The sequence below is a fragment of the Nocardia cyriacigeorgica genome (genome assembly GCF_029868385.1).
GTDB classification, from domain to species: Bacteria; Actinomycetota; Actinomycetes; order Mycobacteriales; family Mycobacteriaceae; genus Nocardia; species Nocardia cyriacigeorgica_F.
On sequence record NZ_JARWNX010000048.1, the window covers coordinates 1 to 18,845 of the forward strand.

General features: G+C 67.7%; 16 protein-coding genes. 7 read left to right on the forward strand and 9 right to left on the reverse strand.

What is annotated here, in order from left to right; all coding sequences use genetic code 11:
- Positions 1–437 precede the first annotated feature (437 nt).
- From tyrS to QH168_RS14760, 5 genes are all read right to left on the reverse strand, one after another.
- Positions 438–1,739 carry a tyrosine--tRNA ligase gene (tyrS, locus tag QH168_RS14740; protein WP_280235214.1) on the reverse strand — a complete coding sequence of 434 codons (1,302 nt, stop codon included), beginning with the start codon at positions 1,737–1,739 and terminating at the stop codon, positions 438–440.
- Positions 1,740–1,971: 232 nt separating this feature from the next.
- Positions 1,972–2,394 (reverse strand): DoxX family protein, encoded by a 423-nt coding sequence (locus tag QH168_RS14745; RefSeq protein WP_280235215.1) that lies wholly within the window; start codon positions 2,392–2,394, stop codon positions 1,972–1,974.
- 72 nt (positions 2,395–2,466) lie between these two features.
- The gene (locus QH168_RS14750) at positions 2,467–3,117 is read right to left on the reverse strand and encodes a DNA-3-methyladenine glycosylase (protein ID WP_280235298.1); all 651 of its coding nucleotides are present in this window, start codon (positions 3,115–3,117) and stop codon (positions 2,467–2,469) included.
- An 85-nt stretch (positions 3,118–3,202) separates the two neighbouring features.
- Positions 3,203–4,147, reverse strand: a complete 945-nt coding sequence (locus QH168_RS14755) for an RNA polymerase sigma-70 factor (protein ID WP_280235216.1) — start codon at positions 4,145–4,147, stop codon at positions 3,203–3,205.
- Between the two features lie 73 nt (positions 4,148–4,220).
- Entirely contained in the window at positions 4,221–5,408 is a 1,188-nt protein-coding gene (locus QH168_RS14760; protein WP_280235217.1) for an NAD(P)/FAD-dependent oxidoreductase, read from the reverse strand.
- A 198-nt stretch (positions 5,409–5,606) separates the two neighbouring features.
- On the opposite strand from QH168_RS14760, the gene QH168_RS14765 reads away from it, so the two are divergent.
- The 4 genes from QH168_RS14765 (at position 5,607) to QH168_RS14780 (ending at position 9,434) form a co-directional block, all read left to right on the forward strand.
- Entirely contained in the window at positions 5,607–7,127 is a 1,521-nt protein-coding gene (locus QH168_RS14765; RefSeq protein ID WP_280235218.1) for a multicopper oxidase family protein, read from the forward strand.
- A gap of 92 nt (positions 7,128–7,219) precedes the next feature.
- Positions 7,220–7,951, forward strand: coding sequence for an ABC transporter ATP-binding protein (locus QH168_RS14770; RefSeq protein ID WP_280235219.1), 732 nt, complete (start codon positions 7,220–7,222; stop codon positions 7,949–7,951).
- On the forward strand, positions 7,948–8,742 hold the full coding sequence (locus tag QH168_RS14775) for an ABC transporter permease (RefSeq protein ID WP_280235220.1): 795 nt from the start codon (positions 7,948–7,950) through the stop codon (positions 8,740–8,742). Before QH168_RS14770 ends, QH168_RS14775 begins: the two co-directional genes overlap by 4 nt.
- The gene (locus QH168_RS14780) at positions 8,739–9,434 is read left to right on the forward strand and encodes a TetR family transcriptional regulator (protein WP_280235221.1); all 696 of its coding nucleotides are present in this window, start codon (positions 8,739–8,741) and stop codon (positions 9,432–9,434) included. Before QH168_RS14775 ends, QH168_RS14780 begins: the two co-directional genes overlap by 4 nt.
- Here QH168_RS14780 and QH168_RS14785 read toward each other — a convergent pair.
- The 3 genes from QH168_RS14785 to QH168_RS14795 are packed head-to-tail and all read right to left on the reverse strand — an operon-like array spanning position 9,416 to position 12,638.
- Positions 9,416–9,649 carry a Trm112 family protein gene (locus tag QH168_RS14785; RefSeq protein WP_280235222.1) on the reverse strand — a complete coding sequence of 78 codons (234 nt, stop codon included), beginning with the start codon at positions 9,647–9,649 and terminating at the stop codon, positions 9,416–9,418. The two genes, QH168_RS14780 and QH168_RS14785, sit on opposite strands and share 19 nt — an antisense overlap.
- Positions 9,650–9,654: 5 nt before the next feature.
- Positions 9,655–10,383 carry a GtrA family protein gene (locus QH168_RS14790; RefSeq protein ID WP_280235223.1) on the reverse strand — a complete coding sequence of 243 codons (729 nt, stop codon included), beginning with the start codon at positions 10,381–10,383 and terminating at the stop codon, positions 9,655–9,657.
- Positions 10,380–12,638, reverse strand: coding sequence for a hypothetical protein (locus QH168_RS14795; protein ID WP_280235224.1), 2,259 nt, complete (start codon positions 12,636–12,638; stop codon positions 10,380–10,382). Before QH168_RS14795 ends, QH168_RS14790 begins: the two co-directional genes overlap by 4 nt.
- A gap of 154 nt (positions 12,639–12,792) precedes the next feature.
- Here QH168_RS14795 and QH168_RS14800 point away from each other — a divergent pair, with 154 nt between their 5' ends.
- The gene (locus tag QH168_RS14800; protein ID WP_280235225.1) at positions 12,793–13,905 is read left to right on the forward strand and encodes a glycosyltransferase; all 1,113 of its coding nucleotides are present in this window, start codon (positions 12,793–12,795) and stop codon (positions 13,903–13,905) included.
- Positions 13,902–15,041, forward strand: coding sequence for a dTDP-4-amino-4,6-dideoxygalactose transaminase (gene rffA, locus QH168_RS14805; protein ID WP_280235226.1), 1,140 nt, complete (start codon positions 13,902–13,904; stop codon positions 15,039–15,041). The genes QH168_RS14800 and rffA overlap by 4 nt, the downstream gene beginning before the upstream one ends.
- A 121-nt stretch (positions 15,042–15,162) precedes the next feature.
- Here the strand turns inward: rffA and QH168_RS14810 are convergent, their stop codons facing one another.
- Positions 15,163–18,108: an acyl-CoA synthetase gene (locus QH168_RS14810; protein WP_280235227.1), complete on the reverse strand. Its 2,946-nt coding sequence runs from the start codon at positions 18,106–18,108 to the stop codon at positions 15,163–15,165.
- A gap of 165 nt (positions 18,109–18,273) precedes the next feature.
- Between QH168_RS14810 and idi the strand changes: the two genes are divergently transcribed.
- Entirely contained in the window at positions 18,274–18,840 is a 567-nt protein-coding gene (gene idi, locus QH168_RS14815; RefSeq protein ID WP_280235228.1) for an isopentenyl-diphosphate Delta-isomerase, read from the forward strand.
- The last annotated feature ends 5 nt before the right edge of the window (positions 18,841–18,845 follow it).

Below are 18,845 nucleotides of genomic sequence, written 5' to 3' on the forward strand. Positions count from 1 at the left end.
AAACAAAACGCCAGCAAAAAGATTTGCTGACAAAATGTCCGACCCCACAACCGGGGGGTATGCAAGGGCCGGAACCAAATAATATTTGGCACTGACATTCATCGACACACTATTGAGTTCTCAAAGAACACACGCACACACTTCGACACCAGATACTTGCTGGGGCTTCTGTGAGGCAACTTTTCTAGCCTAGCCGGTCAATGACTCGGAGTCAAACTCCGAGTGGACCGACCTATCAGGCGCTCCTCGTCCTACCTCGTTTCCCAGGCCCTGTGGGCTCCGGGTCGGTGTCCGTGTCGCTCTGACGTTGAATAAGTTACGCGGCGGAGAACATCACGTCAAATCGCCACGTCAGCACTAGGTTCGTGCAGGTCAGCGGCTCGCCATCGGCCTTGGAAACGGCCTGAATCACACGGATGTGACTCAGGCCACCAAGATCAATTTCCGTCGGCTCGCCTGACCCCGGCGAAGTTGCGCTTGCCACGACGCAGCACCAGCCACCGTTCGTGCAGGTAGTCCCCTGCGTCCGGGGTCCATTCGATATCGGTGACGCGCTCGTTGTTCACCGACGCACCGCCTTCGTTCACGGCGCGGCGGGCCGCACCGCGGCTTTCGCACAGGCCGGTGGCCACCAGCAGATCGACGATCGTGCCCGGTTGGCCCGGCCCCACCTCGGCGACGGTCCCGTCCACCGCGGCCTCGCGCAGCGCCGCACCCAGGGTCGACTCGTCGAGGTCGCGCAGATCGGCGCGCCCGAAGAGGGCCTGGCTGGCCAATTGAACGGCGCGGGTGTGCTCGGCTCCGTGCACCAGATCGGTCATCTCCGCGGCGAGCCTGCGCTGCGCCTCCCTCGCATGCGGGCGTTCCGCGGTGGCCTGCTCCAGCTCGGCCAGTTCCTCACGGTCGAGGAAGGTGAACCAGCGCAGGTAGCGGACGACATCGGCGTCGGCGGTGTTCACGAAGTACTGGTACCAGGCGTAGGGGCTGGTCATCTCCGGGTCGAGCCACAGGCTGCCGCCGCCGGTGGATTTGCCGAACTTCTTGCCGTCGGCCGAGGTCACCAGCGGAACGGTCATGGCGTGCACATGGGCACCGTCGACGCGACGGTTCAGCTCGACCCCGGCGATGATGTTGCCCCATTGATCAGATCCGCCGACCTGGAGCACGCAGCCGTGGTTGCGTCGCAGCTGGAGGTAGTCGTTGGCTTGCAGCAACATGTAGCTGAACTCGGTGTAGGAGATGCCGTCGCCGTCGAGACGCCGTTTGACGGTGTCGCGGGCCAGCATCACGTTGACCGAGAAGTGCTTGCCGATATCGCGCAGGAAGTCCACGGCCGAGAGCTGGCCGGTCCAGTCCATGTTGTTCACGATCATCGCGCCGGTCGGCGAATCGTCGAGATCGACGAAACGCTCGAGCTGCGAGCGGATCCGATCGGCCCAGTCGGCGACGGTATCGGCGGAGTTCATGGTGCGTTCGCCGACATCGCGGGGATCACCGATGAGTCCGGTGGCACCACCGGCCAGCACGATCGGACGATGGCCCGCGCGCTGGAACCGCTTCAGGGCCAGCAGGGGCACCAGATGACCGGCATGCAGGCTGGCCGCGGTCGGGTCGAACCCGGCATAGAGGCTCCGCGGACCCTCGGCCAGCGCGGCGCGCAGGGCGTCGAGGTCGGTGGACTGCGCGATCAGGCCGCGCCAGGTCAGTTCGTCGATGATGTGGCTGCTCGGTTCGCTCACGCCGTCCCATCTTTCCGTACCCCCGTCCTGCGCCGATGCGCAGGTCCCGGCGCGAATCGTGTGATGGGCCGCCGATGATCTCCACGGGGACGGCCACCTGGTGCGGCGCCCGGGGCATCGCCGACCAGATGGCCGTCGGACCGACCACCGCCAACCCGACAGGTGATCGATCAGGGAAAGCACGGCGCGGCGACCGGTGGTCGCCGGTCGCCGTGTCGTGCTCAGGACTGGGTCATCGCGAGAGTGCGTTGCGCAGGTCGGTGATGGTGGAGCGGCGCTCGTAGGCGATCCAGGCGAAGATCGCGGCCAGCACCAGCGGGAAGATCGACATCTCGGGCGCATCGGCGATGAAGGCCTGGGTGGCGGCGGCCAGCACGGTGAGCACGCTCAGGCCCGCGGCCGCCAGGGCGCTCACCTTCCGCACCATCAGGCCGACGCCGCCCGCCACCTCGACCACACCGATGAAGATCAGCAGCCCGATCGGGATGGTGAGGTTCTCCGGCGCGTTGTCCATCAGCGATTGCGGCATAACCAGTTTCGGCCCGCCGGAGGCGATGATGAAGAACAGGCCGAGCACGATCTGCAAGGTCCACAGGACGCGGTTGCGAACAGAACCGGGACGGTAGGAGACGGCGGGGGCGGTGGTGGCGGTCATATCGATTCCTTCGGTCGTGCGCGCCGGGTTGGTAGCGCGTTCACCAGACAAGACGGAGCCGCCTCGCGGAATTCATCGCACCCGACGAGAAATTTCTTCGAGCTGATCGGCTCGGGGCGCGCGCGGGCTGCGCCGATACGCCGAAACCGCTGGTGAATCCCGTAACCACAGCCGCCATGGACGATCGGCGGCAAGGCTCACGCCCACCCGCGGACCGACCGCGATCGTCGCGGGGTCCGGTACGGGGCCGAGTTCGAGGCGGATCGGGGACGCGGCGTCGAACAGCCGAGTCCCGTAGTCGTCCAGGGTGATTCCCAGAGCGCTGCCGAGGTTGCCCGGCCCACGAGCGAGCGCCGCATCACTCCGCGCGGCGGCGCGGCGGCCCCGAGCCACCTCCGCACCCGCCACGACCTCGCCCGCCCGGATCAGCACCGCGCTGGCCACACCATCCGGCCCGCTGGTGACGTTCACGCAGGTGTGCATCCCGTAGCTGAAGTAGACGTACAGAACTCCCGGCGGCCCGAACATGACCGCGTTGCGCGGTGTCCGACCACGACCGGAGTGCGCTGCCGGATCGTGCCACGGCCCCGCGGGGTCTCCCCCATACGCCTCCACCTCGACGATGCGGACCCCGACCGGCCCCGACCACAGCGTCGCGCCGAGCACCCGACGCGCGGCCGCCAGCGGTTCGACGGCAAGTTCCTCGGCACTCACGCCCCGGATTCTCCCAGCCGGGCACAACCCCGGGTCGCGGTGAGTCGACGGATCCGGGCAAAGCCGCCCGACCCGCCTGGGCGCTGGCGAGTACTCAGGCCGGGTCGGACCCCTCGCCGTGCACGAGGCCCGCGAGTCCGGCCAGCTTGTCGGGGTTGACCTGGAAGCGGATGTGCTGGATTCGGTTGTCGATCAGGTCGAAGGTGAGTGCGCCGATGGGGAGGTCGCCGAGGATGCCGACGAGGCCGAGTTCGCCGTTGATGGTGGCCGTATCGAGTTCGATGCCGGTGAGGATGGGTTTGGCGAGGACTCCGAGCAGCCAGCGGGCGACGTGGTCGGGCCCGTGCAGTGGGCGGCGGGCCGCGGTGATCTTGCCGCCGCCGTCGTTCCAGAGGGTGACGTCGGGGGCCAGCAGTGCCATCAGCGCGTTCAGATCGCCGCCTCGGCAGGCGGCGAGGAATCGGTCGGTCACCGCTTCGCGTGCGGCCGCATCGGTGTCGAAGCGGGGACGCCGGGACCGGACGTGGGAGCGCGCTCGATGCGCGATCTGGCGCACGCTCGCCTCGGGACGGTCGAGGAATTCGCCGATCTCGGCGTGGGTGTAGCCGAAGACTTCACGCAGCACGAACACGGCGCGTTCGACCGGGCCGAGTGTTTCGAGTACGACCAGCACGGCCGTCGAGACGGTATCGGCCAATTCGGTCTCCTCGGCGGCGGTGGGCGCGGTCAGCAGGGGTTCGGGCAGCCATGGGCCGATATAGGTCTCGCGGGTGGCGTGCGCGGAGGTGAGCCGGTTCAGCGCCAGGTTGGTGACGGTGCGGACCAGGTAGGCCTTCGGGTGCGTGACGGTGCGCTGATCGGCCGCATGCCATTTCAGCCAGGTGTCTTGTAGGACGTCCTCGGCTTCGGTGACGCTGCCGAGCATCTGATAGGCGGTGCTGAACAGCAGTCGGCGATGGTCGGCGAACGGATCGGCCAGCGAGGAAGGCGACCGCTGCCCAGAGGCATCGGACCTGGGTTCGGGGTGCTCACGGGCCATGGTGTCATCCTTCCCAGCGGCGCCGGGATCGGCGACCGGATCACCGCATTCCGGTCACCGATCGGGCACAACCTCATGCGGAGACGCGGGTCGCGCGGCCGCCGGTGGAGAGGGTCACCGATACGGGAATGCGCCTGGTCATCCGGAAGACCGGCACCGGGCTGCTGCTGACGGCGTCCTTGTACCAGACGGCCACCCGCCCCTTCAGGTACCACCGCCGAGGTGTGTCGTCGGCGTGGGTGAACTGGATGACGGCGTCGCGGCGGCCGAGGCTGACCGGCTGGTGGAAATAGCCGAACCGGAAGGGCCGCACCTTCTTACCGCGCAGCCGGTGGGCGATGGCGTCGGCGACGTAGGCCGCGGTGGGCATACCGCTCTGGCAGGTGCCGTGGATACGGCCCCACGGCTGTTCGATCGCGGCGGCATCACCGATGGCATGGATCTGCGGATGCGACAGCGAACGCAGCGTCGAATCGACCAGGACCAGCCCACGGTGATCGGTGGCGATGCCCGCGTCGGCGGCCAGGCGCGCGACCCGCACACCAGCGGTCCAGAGCGTGAGTTCGGCGGGCACGAGTTCGCCATCGGCCAGTTCGATCGCGTCGGGCAGCACCTTGGCCACGGGAGTGCCGATACGACGGACGACGCCGAGCCGGTCCAATGCGCGGTTCAGGTGCGCCCGTGCCCGCTCGCCCATCATCGCGCCGGGTTCACCGGTGCTGAGCAGTGTCACTCGGAGGTCGGGATGTGCTTCCGCGATCTCGGTGGCCGCCTCGATGCCGGTCAGGCCGCCGCCGCAGACCGCGACCGTGCCATCGTATGCGGCGATAGCGGCGAGCCGTTCGGAGAATTCGTGTGCGCGGCGGGGATCGTCGAGTGTCCACGCGTGTTCGACGACGCCGGGCACGCGGTGGGTGTCGGCACGGCTGCCGAGCGCGTAGATCAATTCGTCGTAGGGCAGGGTGGTCGAGTCGTCGACGGTGACGCGGCGCTGCTGCGGGTCGATGGCGGTGACCCGTCCCCGCACGAACTCGACGCCGGTGCCCGCGAGCAGATCGGGGATCCGGTGGTCGGCCAGCTCCTGTCCGGCCGCGATCTGATGCGAGCGCAGTCGCTCGGTGAAGCGCTCGGCCGGGTTGATCACGGTGATGCGTACGCGGCGGCCGCGGGTGCGGCGGGCCAGCCGGACGGCGGCCAGCATGCCGGTGTACCCGGCGCCGACGATGACGACGCGATGTTCGCTGGTCACGGTGATGGTCATGGCATTCGCTCCTCGGTCGAGTCACCGGGACTCCGGGCTGGTGACGACCATGGGACAAACGAGCCTCTGCCGACGTGACACTCCATTGATGTGATCCGAGTCACTCGATGACTGGGTGGTCGTATCGGGGTCGAACCAGGGGTCGGATCGGGACGGTCCCCGATGTGCGCGCACCCCGGTGATCCATAGCGTCGAAACATGTTTCGCAGGACTCCGGCAGGCACCGCACGCCGATGGATACTCATCATCGCGGTCACGCTGATGGTGGCCGCGCTGGCGGTGCTCAGCGGCGCGGTGGTGGTGTACCAGCGCGCCGACGTCACGACCGTCGGCGCGGTCGAATTCACCGATGAGCTGCCGATCCCACCGCTGGCCCCGTCGCGGGTGGACGCCGACGGTACCCGTGTCTTCGACCTGGAGATGCGGGCGGGACGCACGGAATTCCGGCCTGGGCGGTTCACCGATACCTGGGGGTTCAACGGCGACTATCTCGGTCCCACGCTGCGGGCGTCACGTGGCGAGCGGGTGCGAGTCCGGGTTCGCAACGCACTGCCGGAGGCGTCGACGGTGCACTGGCACGGTATGCATCTGCCCGCGGCGATGGACGGTGGACCGCATCAGATGGTCGAGCCCGGTGCCGACTGGACGCCACAGTGGACGATCGATCAGCCCGCGGCCACCCTCTGGTACCACCCGCATCCGCACGGCGATACCGAAACCCATGTGCGGCGCGGGCTGGCCGGCGCCTTCCTGCTCGACGATCCGTCCGCCGATGCGCTCACACTGCCACGGACCTACGGTGTGGACGATCTGCCGATCATCGTCCAGGACGTGAAGTTCCGCGGAGATCAACTCGACGGCACGCACGCCATGTTTCGTGATGTGGGCTTCCTCGGGGATCAGACCATGGTCAACGGCTCCCTCGCGCCCTACCGCACGGTGGACGACGAACTGGTCCGGCTGCGGCTGCTCAACGCCTCGACCGCGCGCACCTACACCTTCGGTTTCTCCGACGATCGAGCGTTCGCACTCATCGGCACCGATGGCGGCCTGCTGGAACGACCGGCCGAGGTGGATCGGATTCAGCTCTCGCCTGGTGAGCGCGCGGAGATCGTCGTCCGGTTCGAGCCGGGCACGCCGACGGTCCTGCGCGGCTATCCGCTCGACGCTGGGCTCGACTTCTGGACCCAGCGCTTCAGCGGCGGCGACGACACCTTCGACATCATGCAATTCCGGCCCACCGACACCTTGCGTCCCTCGCCGCCGCTGCCCGCCACCCTGGTCCGGCCCGAGATTCCGGATGGCTCGGGCGCGGTGGCCGAGCGTGAGTTCGATCTGAGCTTCGGTTCGATCAACGGTCGCGAGATGGCGATGGACCGGGTCGATTTCGCCGTGACCCGCGGCAGTACCGAGATCTGGACGGTCCGCAATGCCGATGGGATGCCGCACAATTTCCACGTCCACGATGTGCAGTTCCGGGTGCTGGACCGCGACGGTTCGCCGCCGCCACCGGAACTGTCGGGTCCCAAGGACACCGTCTTCCTTCCGCCAGGCGGTTCGATGCGGCTGGCTCTCCGCTTCGACGGACCGGCCGATCCGGACACGCCGTACATGTATCACTGTCATCTGCTCTGGCATGAGGACACCGGAATGATGGGCCAGTTCGTCGTGGTGGAGCCCGGCGGCGCGGCGGGCAGACCGCCTGTGCACGGGCATTGACCAGTGGCTTGGCGTAGCAGCATTGCGCTCCCCTGGCTACGGCGCTAAATTCATCACACGGTGAATTCAACACTCGATGAATTGAGGCGCCCATGTCGCACACCCCGGCAGCATCGGCAGTGAACGTGGACGGACTCACCGTCCGGCGCGGCGGACGCGAAGTCCTGCACGGCGTATCACTGACCATTCCCCGCGGGTCGATCACCGGGCTACTCGGCCCGTCCGGATGCGGTAAGACCACGTTGATGCGCAGCATCGTCGGCACCCAGATCGTGGCGTCCGGTGCGGTCGAGGTGCTCGGGATGCCCGCGGGATCGGCCGCGCTGCGCAGACGCATCGGCTACGTGACCCAGTCCCCCAGCATCTACACCGATATCAGCGTGCGCGACAACGTCGCCTATTTCGCCGCGCTCTACGGCGCCGATCGCGGCGATATCGACGAAGCACTCGGCGCGGTCGGCCTGCTGGACCATCAGCATCAGCGCGGCGATGAGCTGTCCGGCGGCCAGCTCACCCGCGCCTCGCTGGCCTGCGCGCTGGTGGCCGCACCAGAGCTGCTCGTCCTCGACGAACCAACGGTCGGGCTGGATCCGGTGCTGCGGGTCGACCTGTGGAAACAGTTCCGTGAGCTGGCCGCCACCGGCACCACACTGCTGGTGTCCAGTCACGTCATGGACGAGGCCGAACACTGCGATCGGCTGCTGCTCATGCGCGAAGGCGATCTCCTCGCCCAGCTCAGCCCCGACGAACTGCGGGCCGAAACCGGCGAACAGAACCTCGAACAGGCCTTCCTGAGCCTCATCACGATGGGAAAGACAGCATGAGCGCCGTCGACGACCGCGTACCCGCCCACCGGGCATCGCTGCGCCCGTATCTGGCGACCACCACGCGCATCCTGCGTCAGCTGCGCAACGACCACCGCACCGTGGCCATGATCCTGGTGGTTCCCGCCTTGCTGATGACGCTGCTGTACTTCATCTACAAGGACACCCCGAAGGCGCCGTTCGAGACCAGCACGCTGTTCGATCGGGTCGGCATCAGCATGCTCGGCATCCTGCCGTTCATCGTGATGTTCCTGATCACCGCGATCGCCATGCAGCGCGAACGCAGCTCGGGCACGCTGGAACGGCTGCTCACCACCCCGCTGTCGAAACTCGATCTGCTCGGCGGTTACGGCACCGCGTTCTCCGCGGCCGCCGCGGCGCAGGCGGTGACGGCATGTCTGGTGTCGTTCGGGCTGCTCGGACTCAGCGCGGCGGGCAGTCCCGGCTGGGTGGTGCTCATCGCGGTGGTCGACGCGGTGCTCGGTGTCGCCCTCGGCCTACTGGCCAGCGCGTTCGCCAGGACCGAATTCCAGGCCGTGCAGTTCATGCCGCTGGTGGTGGCGCCGCAGATCTTCCTGTGTGGACTGCTGGTGCCGCGCAATCAGCTGCCTGGCTGGCTGGAGGCGATCAGCAATGTGATGCCGTTGAGCTATGCGGTCGACGCCTTGCAGCAGGTGTCGGTGCATGCCGAGCCGACCGCGGCGATGTGGCGGGATCTGGCGGTGGTCACCGGTTTCGCGGTGGTGGCGTTGTGTCTCGGCGCGGCGACGCTTCGGCGGCGGACCGTATGAGCGCGACAGGTAGCGGCCGCGCCGACGAACGCGGAGACCGCCGTACTGCGCGTAAGAACACATCGAGTGCGCGCACCGGGCGCAGGCCGGGACGTTCCGGCGCCAAGGAGGCCATCATCGAGGCCGCGCGGGCCCGCTTCGCCGATACCGGGTTCGGCAAGACGTCGATCCGGGCGATCGCGGCCGACGCCGGCGTGGATCCGGCGCTCGTGCACCACTATTTCGGGTCCAAGCAGCAGTTGTTCGCGGCGGTGATCGAGCTGCCGATCGATCCGGAGGTCACGCTGCGTGCGGTGGACGCGGCGCCGCTGGCTCAGCTCGGGGAGACGATCGTCCGCGCTGTGGTCTCGGTATGGGATTCCCCCGCCGGGGCGGGCGTGGTCGCGGCGGTGCGCAGCTTCCTCGGCGATAGCGAACAGTCTCTGACCAGGGTCTTCCTGCTCGAGGTGGTGCTGGAACGGATCCGCGCGCGGATCGCGACACCCGAGGACGACGGCAGATTGCGGATGAATCTGGCCGCTTCACAGATGGTCGGACTGCTGGTGGCGCGCAAGATCGCCATGCTGGAGCCGATGGCGTCGATGCCGCTGGCGCAGGTGGTGGCGACCGTCGGTCCGACGGTCCAGCACTATCTCACCGGCGAGCTCGGCAGTGCCGAGGAATCCGCGGCAGTTCAGGACTCGGAGAACTGAGTGCTGAACTGCTCGTGCTCGGCGGCGTCGACATCGCGGGCTTCATCGATGAGCAGCACCGGGATGCCGTTGTCGATCGGGTAGGCGCGGCGCAGGCGCGGGTTGTACAGCTCGCTCGCACCGGCACCGGTGCGTACCAGGTGCAGCGGGCCCTTGTCCTGCGGGCAGGCGAGCAGGCTGAGCAGGGTGGCGTCGACGGTGGTTTCCTCCGGCATGATGGCTAACCTACCCGCCGCCGGAACGAGATATGACGGTGGCCGAAGAAGCTCACCACCGCAACGAATCCCATCACCACGATCGCGGCGGGCGCCTCCGGGAAACCGAGGACCGTGACGGCCAGTTCGAGCAGCACCACATTCATCAGCAGCCCACCGGAATTGACCGCGACGAATGCCACGAAATCGCGCAGCAGGTGCCCGCGCACCCGGAAGACCAGCGTCCGGTGCAGGACGAACGCGACGACGACGCTGATGCCGTAGGCGGCGACCACCGCGACCGACGGGGGAACACCGTCGCCGAGAACGGCGAGCCAGGCGAGCGTGAGGACGATGCCGAGCAGCGTGTTGAAGCCGCCGACGACGGCGAAAGCCAACTCCTGGCGTCGGACGATGCGCAGCAGTGGACCGGGGTCGATATCTGGTTCCGAGCCCGCGGCCGAGTCCCGGTCGGTTCCCGGTTCCTCGACGTTCGGCAGATGGCTCGGTGTGGGGCTCGGCTCGGGTGTGAGGTCCTGCTCGAGTGTGAGGCTCTGCTCGGCCGTGGCGCTCTGTCTTGATGTGGGGCTCTGCCTCGGTGCGGTCTTCGCGCTCGGCCCGGGATCTGGCGGAGCCTCGACGATCGTCATCGGGCCGGGAACGGGGCCGGTCGGCGATGCGCCACCGGAATGGGCGGGGTGGGCGGGCGACCGCACCGGTTCCCGCCGGGTGGCGTCGTCTCCCCGACCGTTCATGGCCGGGCCTCCACCAGGTCGGGCTCGGGTGTCTCCGGTTCCGGTGCCGGTGCGTCGGCGGTGTCGTCGGCAGCGCGGCGGCGGCGCAGGTACACCCATTCCATGACCGCGAGCCCGAGCAGGCCGGCCAGGATGGCGGCCCCGCCGATCTTCCAGCCCGGAGGTCGCCAGCTCAGCACGAGTTCGGCGGCGTCGGTGCCGGGTGGGATGTCGACGGAGACGAAGGTTTTCGCGACAACGTCGATCGGCACATCCCGGCCGTCGAGGCTCGCGCGGTAGCCGGGCCAGCCGAGGCGGGCGAAGACGACCTTGCCGCCGGTGGCGGAGTCGACGCGGACGCGGCTGGTGAGATCCGATTCGTCGATCGAGGTGGCGGTGACGCCGTCGGTGTGGGCGATGCGGCCGTTGCGGGTGGACACGAGACCGTCCTCGCGTTCGAGTACTCCGATGTAGTCCTCATGACCGGGGTAATCGACCCACTTCCAGCCGGGCGGTGCGGGCTGGGAACGTGCGTCGGGGAACAATGCTCGCTGCACGACGACGCGGTCGATGTTCATCAGATCGACGATCGGGCGCCCCGTACTCGGTTCGATGGCGAAGGCACGGCGGTAGGCGTCGGGGCAGACGCTGGTGTCCCATCGCATGCACAGCAGATCACCGAAGTAGAAGTGCCCGTTCGGGGTGTATCCGCCGACGTAGCTCAACTCCAGATCCTTGGCGTAGTTACCGAAGACCAGAGATCCGTAGGCACCGTCGAGGTTGTCCTGACCGGGCTGGATCAGCCCGCGCTCCCCCAATTGCAGCGTAGTGCCGGGGAAATCCGGGAAGGCCGCCTTGGCCTCGGCACGGTTCTCGGGCAGATTCCAGCTCATCGGTGTCGGCTGCGCGGCCCGCACCTGGAGGTAGGCGATGGGGCCCACCGCAAGGATGCTCAACGCACAGGCCAATGCCGTACCGCGGGTGCGACCCAGCCACACCACCGCGGCGCCGAGCGCGGCCACCCCGAGTGCGGACACGATATGCCACCCGGCCTCCTCCGGCGCCGCCGCCAGCGAACGCAGCAGCAGGACACCGATCAGCAGCCCGGCACCGATACCGCGCCTACGCCATCCGGCGACCGTGCCGTAGCGGCCGAGCAGCACACACACCAGCAACAGCAAACCGAGGGCGACCATCGGCAACACCCGTGCGGGCCAACGCAGCGGACCCATCGTGCCCGGCCCGGCAGTCCACAGCAGCGCCACGACGGTGAAAATGCCGATGGCGCTGAGTTCGCGTGCCGCACCGGCCGCGCGACGCCAATCGATGAACGCCAGCGCCGGAATCAGGAACCAGGCGATGTAGACCATCGGCAGGGGCTGCACGAATCCCCACCACGACGGGAAGGCGGGCAGTGTGCTCGGCAGGCTGGCGTTGAGCGATTCCGACCACGGCACCGTGAGGAACGGGTCGTTCTTGATCTCTTCGGCGCCACGCCAGGTGACGTCGGCGGTGAGCAGGCTCGGCAGATAGGTCGCCAGTCCCGCGACGGCCGCGCATCCGGCGACCACCGCAAGTCGCAGTGCCGGTGCCCAGCGACGCTGGTAGATCACTTCGCCGATGAGCACCGCGGCGATCATCACGCCCGCCTCGACGGCCGGGAAGATGTACTGCACCGAGATCGCCAGATACAGGAATACGAACACCGGGATCGGTCCGCCGCGACTGCGGGCATAACGCACACCCGAGGCCCAGGCGTGCACCAGCCAGGCGGTTCCGGTGAACGCCGTCATCCAGCTCGCGGCATCGAAGAACAGCAGGAAACCGGTGAACGGAAACGACACGCCCGCCACGGCCGACCAGGCCGGTTTCGCACCGTAGGCCAGGGCGATCCGGTACACACCGAGTCCGAGGATCACCGCGAAGATCAGTTTGACGATCGTGGCGTACAGGGCGATATCGTCCACCGACGGTGCGATCAGGTCGATCAGCAGCTGCGGCGGATTCAGCAGGCCCGCTTCCTCGATCGTGTAATTGCCCGCGAGCCAATGCTCGGGCACCATCGCCGGAAACCTGCCCTCGCGTAGGTAGCGGCCGGTCATCACCCACAGCGGGGCGTACTGGGATTCGGTGTCGTCGGTGTAGAAATGCCTGGCGTTGGCGGCGAGCACAGCGAGATACCCCGCGACCACACCGATCGCGGTGATGATGCCCCACCTGAACACGTCCGACCGGATCCCGGCTCGCCTTTCCACCACGAGTTCCAGACCATACATGCCACCACATCCGCCGGTCGCGAACCTGATGACGCACCGGTGAATCGGGTCGGCGAATACGCGCGGACCACGTGTTATTGTTCACGACGGCTCGGGCTCACCCATCTGTGACGAGTACCGGCACGCGCACCGTCATCGAAAGTCGATCTCGCCAATGCCGATTCCACCCAGGCCAGCTTCCTCGGGGCCGACACCTGCACTTCCGGTTTCCGCCGTGTCTGCTCGGGAATCGGATTCGACGTACGCCGAAACACACTCGATATCGGTAGTGGTGCCGGTGTATCGGGGTGAACACACTATCGCCGCGCTGGTCCGCGAACTCGACCAGCTGTCGGGGCCGACGCGCACACCCGACGGCACCGCCTTCGTCATCGACGACATCGTCCTCGTCCACGACCACGGCCCCGACCGCTCCGATGTCGTGCTCGAACAGTTGCGCCGCGACTACCCGCAGGTACGAGTCGTGTGGTTGAGCCGCAACTTCGGTCAGGACGCGGCGACCATCGCCGGTATGGCCGAGGCGCGCGGCGAATGGATCGTCACCATGGACGAGGACGGCCAGCACGATCCGGGCTGTATCGCCGCATTCCTCGATGCCGCGCTCGCCCGCCGCGCCGACCTCGTCTACTCCAAGCCGACCAACACCCGCCCGCACGGTCTGCTGCGCAACCTCACCTCACGCAGCGCCAAGATCGTGCTCGCGACGGTGTTCGCGTTCCCCGATTCGACCAGGTTCGAAAGCTTCCGGTTGATCCGCGGCGATATCGGCCGTCAGCTCGCCCAGGTCGCCGCCAATGGCGTGTACCTCGATGTCGCGCTCACCTGGGTGGTCGGCACGACGGTGTCGGTACCGGTGGCATTGCGCGCCGAGGGGCGCGAGGAGTCCGGCTACAACTATCGGCGGCTGTTCTCGCTGTTCTGGAAGATGGTGCTGTGCACCGGCACCCGCGGACTGCGGCTGGTCAGCCTGCTCGGCGTGACACTGGCACTGGCCGGTGGCGTGCTGGCCGCGATCATCATCTATACGGCTCTGACCAGCGATAACGGTGATCCCGAGGGCTGGGCGTCGATCATCGTCGTCCTGCTGCTGTGTTCGGGTGCGGTGCTGTTCTCCCTGGGCCTGATCGCGGAATATCTCGGTGTCGCGCTGCATATTCTGGTCGGTAGACCGCTGTATCTCACGGTCGAATCGCCCACCCCGCGGCGGCGCGCGGCCGCTACCCCGGATACCTCGGACGCCGTGACCGCCAAGGCGACGGTGCGGTGAGCGAGGACCGGGTCATCTTCAGCAGGCCCTACCGCGCCACGGCCGAATGGGAGAATCTGCGCGCGGTCCTGGATTCCGACCACAGCCATGGCGATGGCCGGTTCACCAAGGCCGCGACCGCGAAGATCAAAGCTCTCACCGGCAGCCCGCACGCACTGCTGACCACCTCGTGCACCCATGCACTCGAATTGGGTGCGCTGCTGCTGGAATTGGCGCCCGACGACGAAGTCATCGTGCCGAGTTTCGCCTTCACCTCCGCCGCGACCTCCATCGCACTGCGCGGCGCGACCTGCGTGTTCGTCGATATCGACCCCGCGACCGGCAATATCGATCCGGCGGCGGTGGCCGCGGCGGTCACCGCCAGGACCAAGGCGGTGCTGGTGATGCATTACGGCGGTGTCGCCGCCGAGATGGGGCCGCTGCTCGAGATCGCCGCCGACAACGGGCTCGCCATCATCGAGGACAATGCGCACGGCCTCGGCGGCACCTGGCGCGGACGCACCCTCGGCACCATCGGCACACTGGGCACCCAGAGTTTTCACGACACCAAGAACGTGCACTGCGGTGAGGGCGGCGCGCTACTGCTCTCGGATGAGATCCTGATGAGCCGCGCGGAGATCATCCGGGAGAAGGGCACCGACCGGGCCCGGTTCCTGCGCGGCCAGGTCGACAAATACTCCTGGCAGGACATCGGATCCAGCTATCTGCCCAGCGAACTCAATGCCGCCGTACTGGATGCGCAGCTGGCCGAATTCGACCGCATCCAGGCCGGACGCCATCGCGTATGGAACGCCTACGCGGCGGCGCTGCCGGAATGGGCGCGCCGCAACGATATCCGGCTGATGCACGTGCCCGCCGAACGTGAGCACACCGCGCACCTGTTCTACCTGCGCACCCCCACCGAGGACACCCGCGACAGCATGATCCGGCATCTCGCCGACCGCGGCATCGTCGCGCCGTTCCATTACGTGCCACTGGATTCCAGTCCGGCCGGGCTGAAATACGGCCGCACCCCGGTGCCATGCACGCGCAGCGCCGAATTCTCCGCGACCATCGTGCGGTTGCCGCTGTGGCCGATGCTGGAGACCGCGCAGATCGAGCGGGTCGTCGACGCGGTGACCGCGTTCACGGTCTGAGGACCGGCGGCTGCGAGGTGTGGTGGGCCGCGTACTGACCGACCCGTGACCGTAGGCGACCTCCGCATCCGGGCCACCACCGGTGACGTCCGAGGCGGGCGCACCGCCTCGGACCGATCACTCAGTCGAGCAGTTCGCGCCCGGCCGACTCCGTCAGCACTTCGTACGACTCCGTCTCCGCGTCATACCACCAGGTCTCCGGTCCGGGCTGCGGCCTGCCCGCCGCTTGGACGGCGCGGGTGGACGGGCGATAGGACGAGCTGCGCGCAATCTCGTCCACCACGTACACCAGATCGGGTCGCTGCCGCGCGTCCAGCGCCCGCATGGCCTCGGTGACGTCCTTGGGTTCCAGTCGGAAACCATTGCGTACCGACACCGCCGCCACCGCCAACGTCCGGTCGCCGACGGCGAGACCGTAGGCGACCTCCATATCGACCGCCGTGACGTCGTTGAGGGTGTCGACGATCGGCTGGGTGTACACCGGGCCACGCGGTGTGTGGATGACGGTATCGGTGCGGTCCACCAGCCAGTAGTCGCCGTCGGAGTCACGGCGGAACAGATTCTCGGTCGGCATCCACGAATCGCCCGCGGTGAACACACCACGCAGACCGCCCCGTGAGAGGTCGACACCCTCGGAGGCGGACCCGATCAGCAGGCCCACTTCGTTATCGGCGCAGCGGCGCGCGAAACCCGACTCGTCCACCTCGATCTGCTCGGTCACCGGGTCGTAGGCCACCAGCTCCACCCGTGCGGTGCCGGGGACGGGCCGGCCCTTGCAGCCGGGTTTGGTGCCCGACACGTTGGCCAGCACCACATCGCCCTCGATCGAGGCATAGAACTCGAGCACTCGGGCGGGCGCGAACTGCTCGGTGGTGCGCCGCCACAATCCGGCGGGCATACCGGAGCCGATGAACAGCCGGATCGGATGCCGATGGCCGACCGGGAAGACCTGGGCGTCGAGGATGTCGCGCAGCATCGTCCAGGTGTAGGTGACCACGGTGACGCCGTAGCGATGCACCTCCTCGGCGAAGCGCGCCGGATCCAGTGACCGCGCCAGCGCGATCCGGCTACCGCCCGCGATGGCCCCGCCCAGACTGACGAGCAGACCCGACGAATGGTGTAGCGGCGCCAGGCAGTACACGGTGTCGCGGCGGTCCAGATCGGCGGCCGAGGCGGTGCCGAAGGCCGACAGCGCCCACCGGTGGTTGGTGATGTATTTGATCTCCAACCGGTTGCCCGTGCCGGTGACCAGCACGAACGCCAGTTCCCGCGCCCGGCCCGGATTCGGCCGGTACCAGGCGGGCAGCCGCACCTTCGCCGGATCGATCTGTTCCAGATCGATGACGTCCTCACTCTGCGCGATATCGAGGCCGCGGGCGTCGCCGCCGCCGAGCACCAGCACCCGCTGGCCGGTCGCCGCGGCATGGCGCAGATTCTCCGGGTCCGAGATCAAGGTCTTGGTCCCGGTCTGTTCCAGCGCGCTGCGCAGTTCGCTCCCCGGCGCAAGCAGCACCGCGACGGCACCGAGCCGCGACAGCGCGGCCACCGTGACCAGGGCGCTCGGGCGGGTCTCCATGACGACGCCCACACGCGTCGCGGGCCGGATACCGACCGAGATCAGACCGCGCACCACATTGTCGATCCGGACGTCCACGGCCGCATTCGTGTGCACCCGGTCGTCGAACAGGAAGCATTCCCGCAGCGGTGCCCGCTTGCACTGCTCGGCCATGAGCTTGCCGAGTGAGATGCGGGTGTGCGGCTGAATCATGCCGAGGCGCGTCAACCTGGGCAGCGCACGCGCGGCCTCGCCCGCCAACTCGAGCGACCCGCGCACGGTGCTGCCCGCGATGTCTTCCAGTGCGCGCCCCATCCCGGTACCGGCCTCGGCCAATGCGGCGGCGGTGTGCACGACGCGGGTCGTCGCGGTGCGCGGACGGTTGCTGTCGACATGCTCGGCCATCGGCGTGATGTCCTCGGGCAGCGCCGCACTGCCGTCGACCCAGCCGATCCAGTCGCGCACCATCGGCCAGGTGCGATTGGTGGCGACACTGCCGGCGACCAGACCGAAATGACCGGCCAACAGCGTCGCCTCGTACACCTCGGCATTGGGTGCGGCGCGGACGATACCGCGCACCGCGGCGGGCTGACCGATATCGTCGACCTCGCCCACGAACGCCAGGATCGGGCATTTCAGTTCGGCGAGCGAGATCGGCTGATCGCGGATCACGAAACCGCCGAGCATCATCCGGTTGTGCGCGACGAACTGTTTGAGCAGATCCGCCGCCGCCGGGCCCGCGTAGCCGACCCAGCCGTCGCTGTTGAGGAAGCGGCGCTGACGTTCCTTCGGCAGCAACGCCTCCCGGTCGTGTAGCTGACGCAGGAAATCGATCCGCGATTTCGCCGTCTTCACCGGATCGAGCATCTGGAAGCCGATACGCACCATCGAATCGGTGATCGGCAGCCTGGTCACCACATGGTCGGCCAGGAAATCGGCGACGTCGGAGGCGAGACCGTAGGGCAGGCCGAACGGCATCCCGGCAACGATATCCACCGGGCTGCCGAAGGTCACGATGCTGGACACGCCCTTGCCGTAGCGGAAGGCGGTGGTCTGATAGGCGAACATGCCGCCCTGCGAATAGCCCATCAGGTGCACACCGGCGCCGGTCGCCTCGCAGACGGTGTCGATGGCGCTGTCGACCGCGAGCACATGATCGGCCAGATCGCGCTCCCAGCCGCCCTCCTCGCTCGCCGGTGAACCGAAATCGACCACCCAGCAGTCGATCCCGGCATTGTGCAGAATGCCGACCGCGCCGCCTTCGGCGTTCACATCCCAGATATCGGCATTGACCATCAGTGGCGGCACCAGGACCGCGACCGGACGGCCCGGTGTGGTGTCGTCGGGGAAGTAGTGGCGCAGCCGATACATGCGGCGGCGCTCGACCACCTCGAACGGCGACGACTCCACGTCATGGCTCAGCCCGCCGAAACGGATCACCTCCAGACCGTTCTGCGCGGTCGCCATCAACCGCTGCACCGATCCGGCCATCTCTCGCACACTCAACTTCACGATCCGCTCCCGGCCCTACCCAATGAAACGTGACGCCCATCACACACCCCGATGTGTTCGAACGAGCTTCCCATATCGCGCCTCGATCATGCGTCTGCTGTGACATGTTCCATCATGGACCGCTGTGAGCAGGGACGGCGGAAATGCCGCAGATATGGTGGGTTGGTGACCGACACTCTCGCCAACCCGCTGATCGACCGCGAGACCCTGGACGTCGAACTCGTCGACGACGAGGGGCGCGCGGTCGGCTCGTGCCAGGTGGCGCAGGCACATCGAGCGCCGGGCCTGCTGCATCGCGCATTCTCCGTGCTGCTGTTCGATCGCGCCGGGCGCGTGCTGTTGCAGCAACGCGCCCAGATCAAAACCCGATTCCCCGGCCGCTGGTCGAATACCTGCTGCGGACATCCCGCGCCGGGCGGTTCGGTCACCGAGGCCGCCGGGGTCCGGCTGATCGAGGAGATGGGCGTGCGCGCCACCCTCACCGAGGCCGGGGTGTTCCGTTATCACGCCGAGGACCCGACTTCCGGGCGGGTGGAGCACGAATGGGACCACGTGCTCATCGGACGGCTCGACGACACCACACCCCATCCCCATCCCGCCGAGGTCGCCGATTACGCCTGGGTCGATCCGGTGCAGCTGCGTGCGGCGCTCACCGAGGATCCCCAGCAGTACAGCCCATGGTTGAAAGGTGTGCTCGATATCGCGACGACGCGAGTTCAGCGCCCCACCTGAGCGCG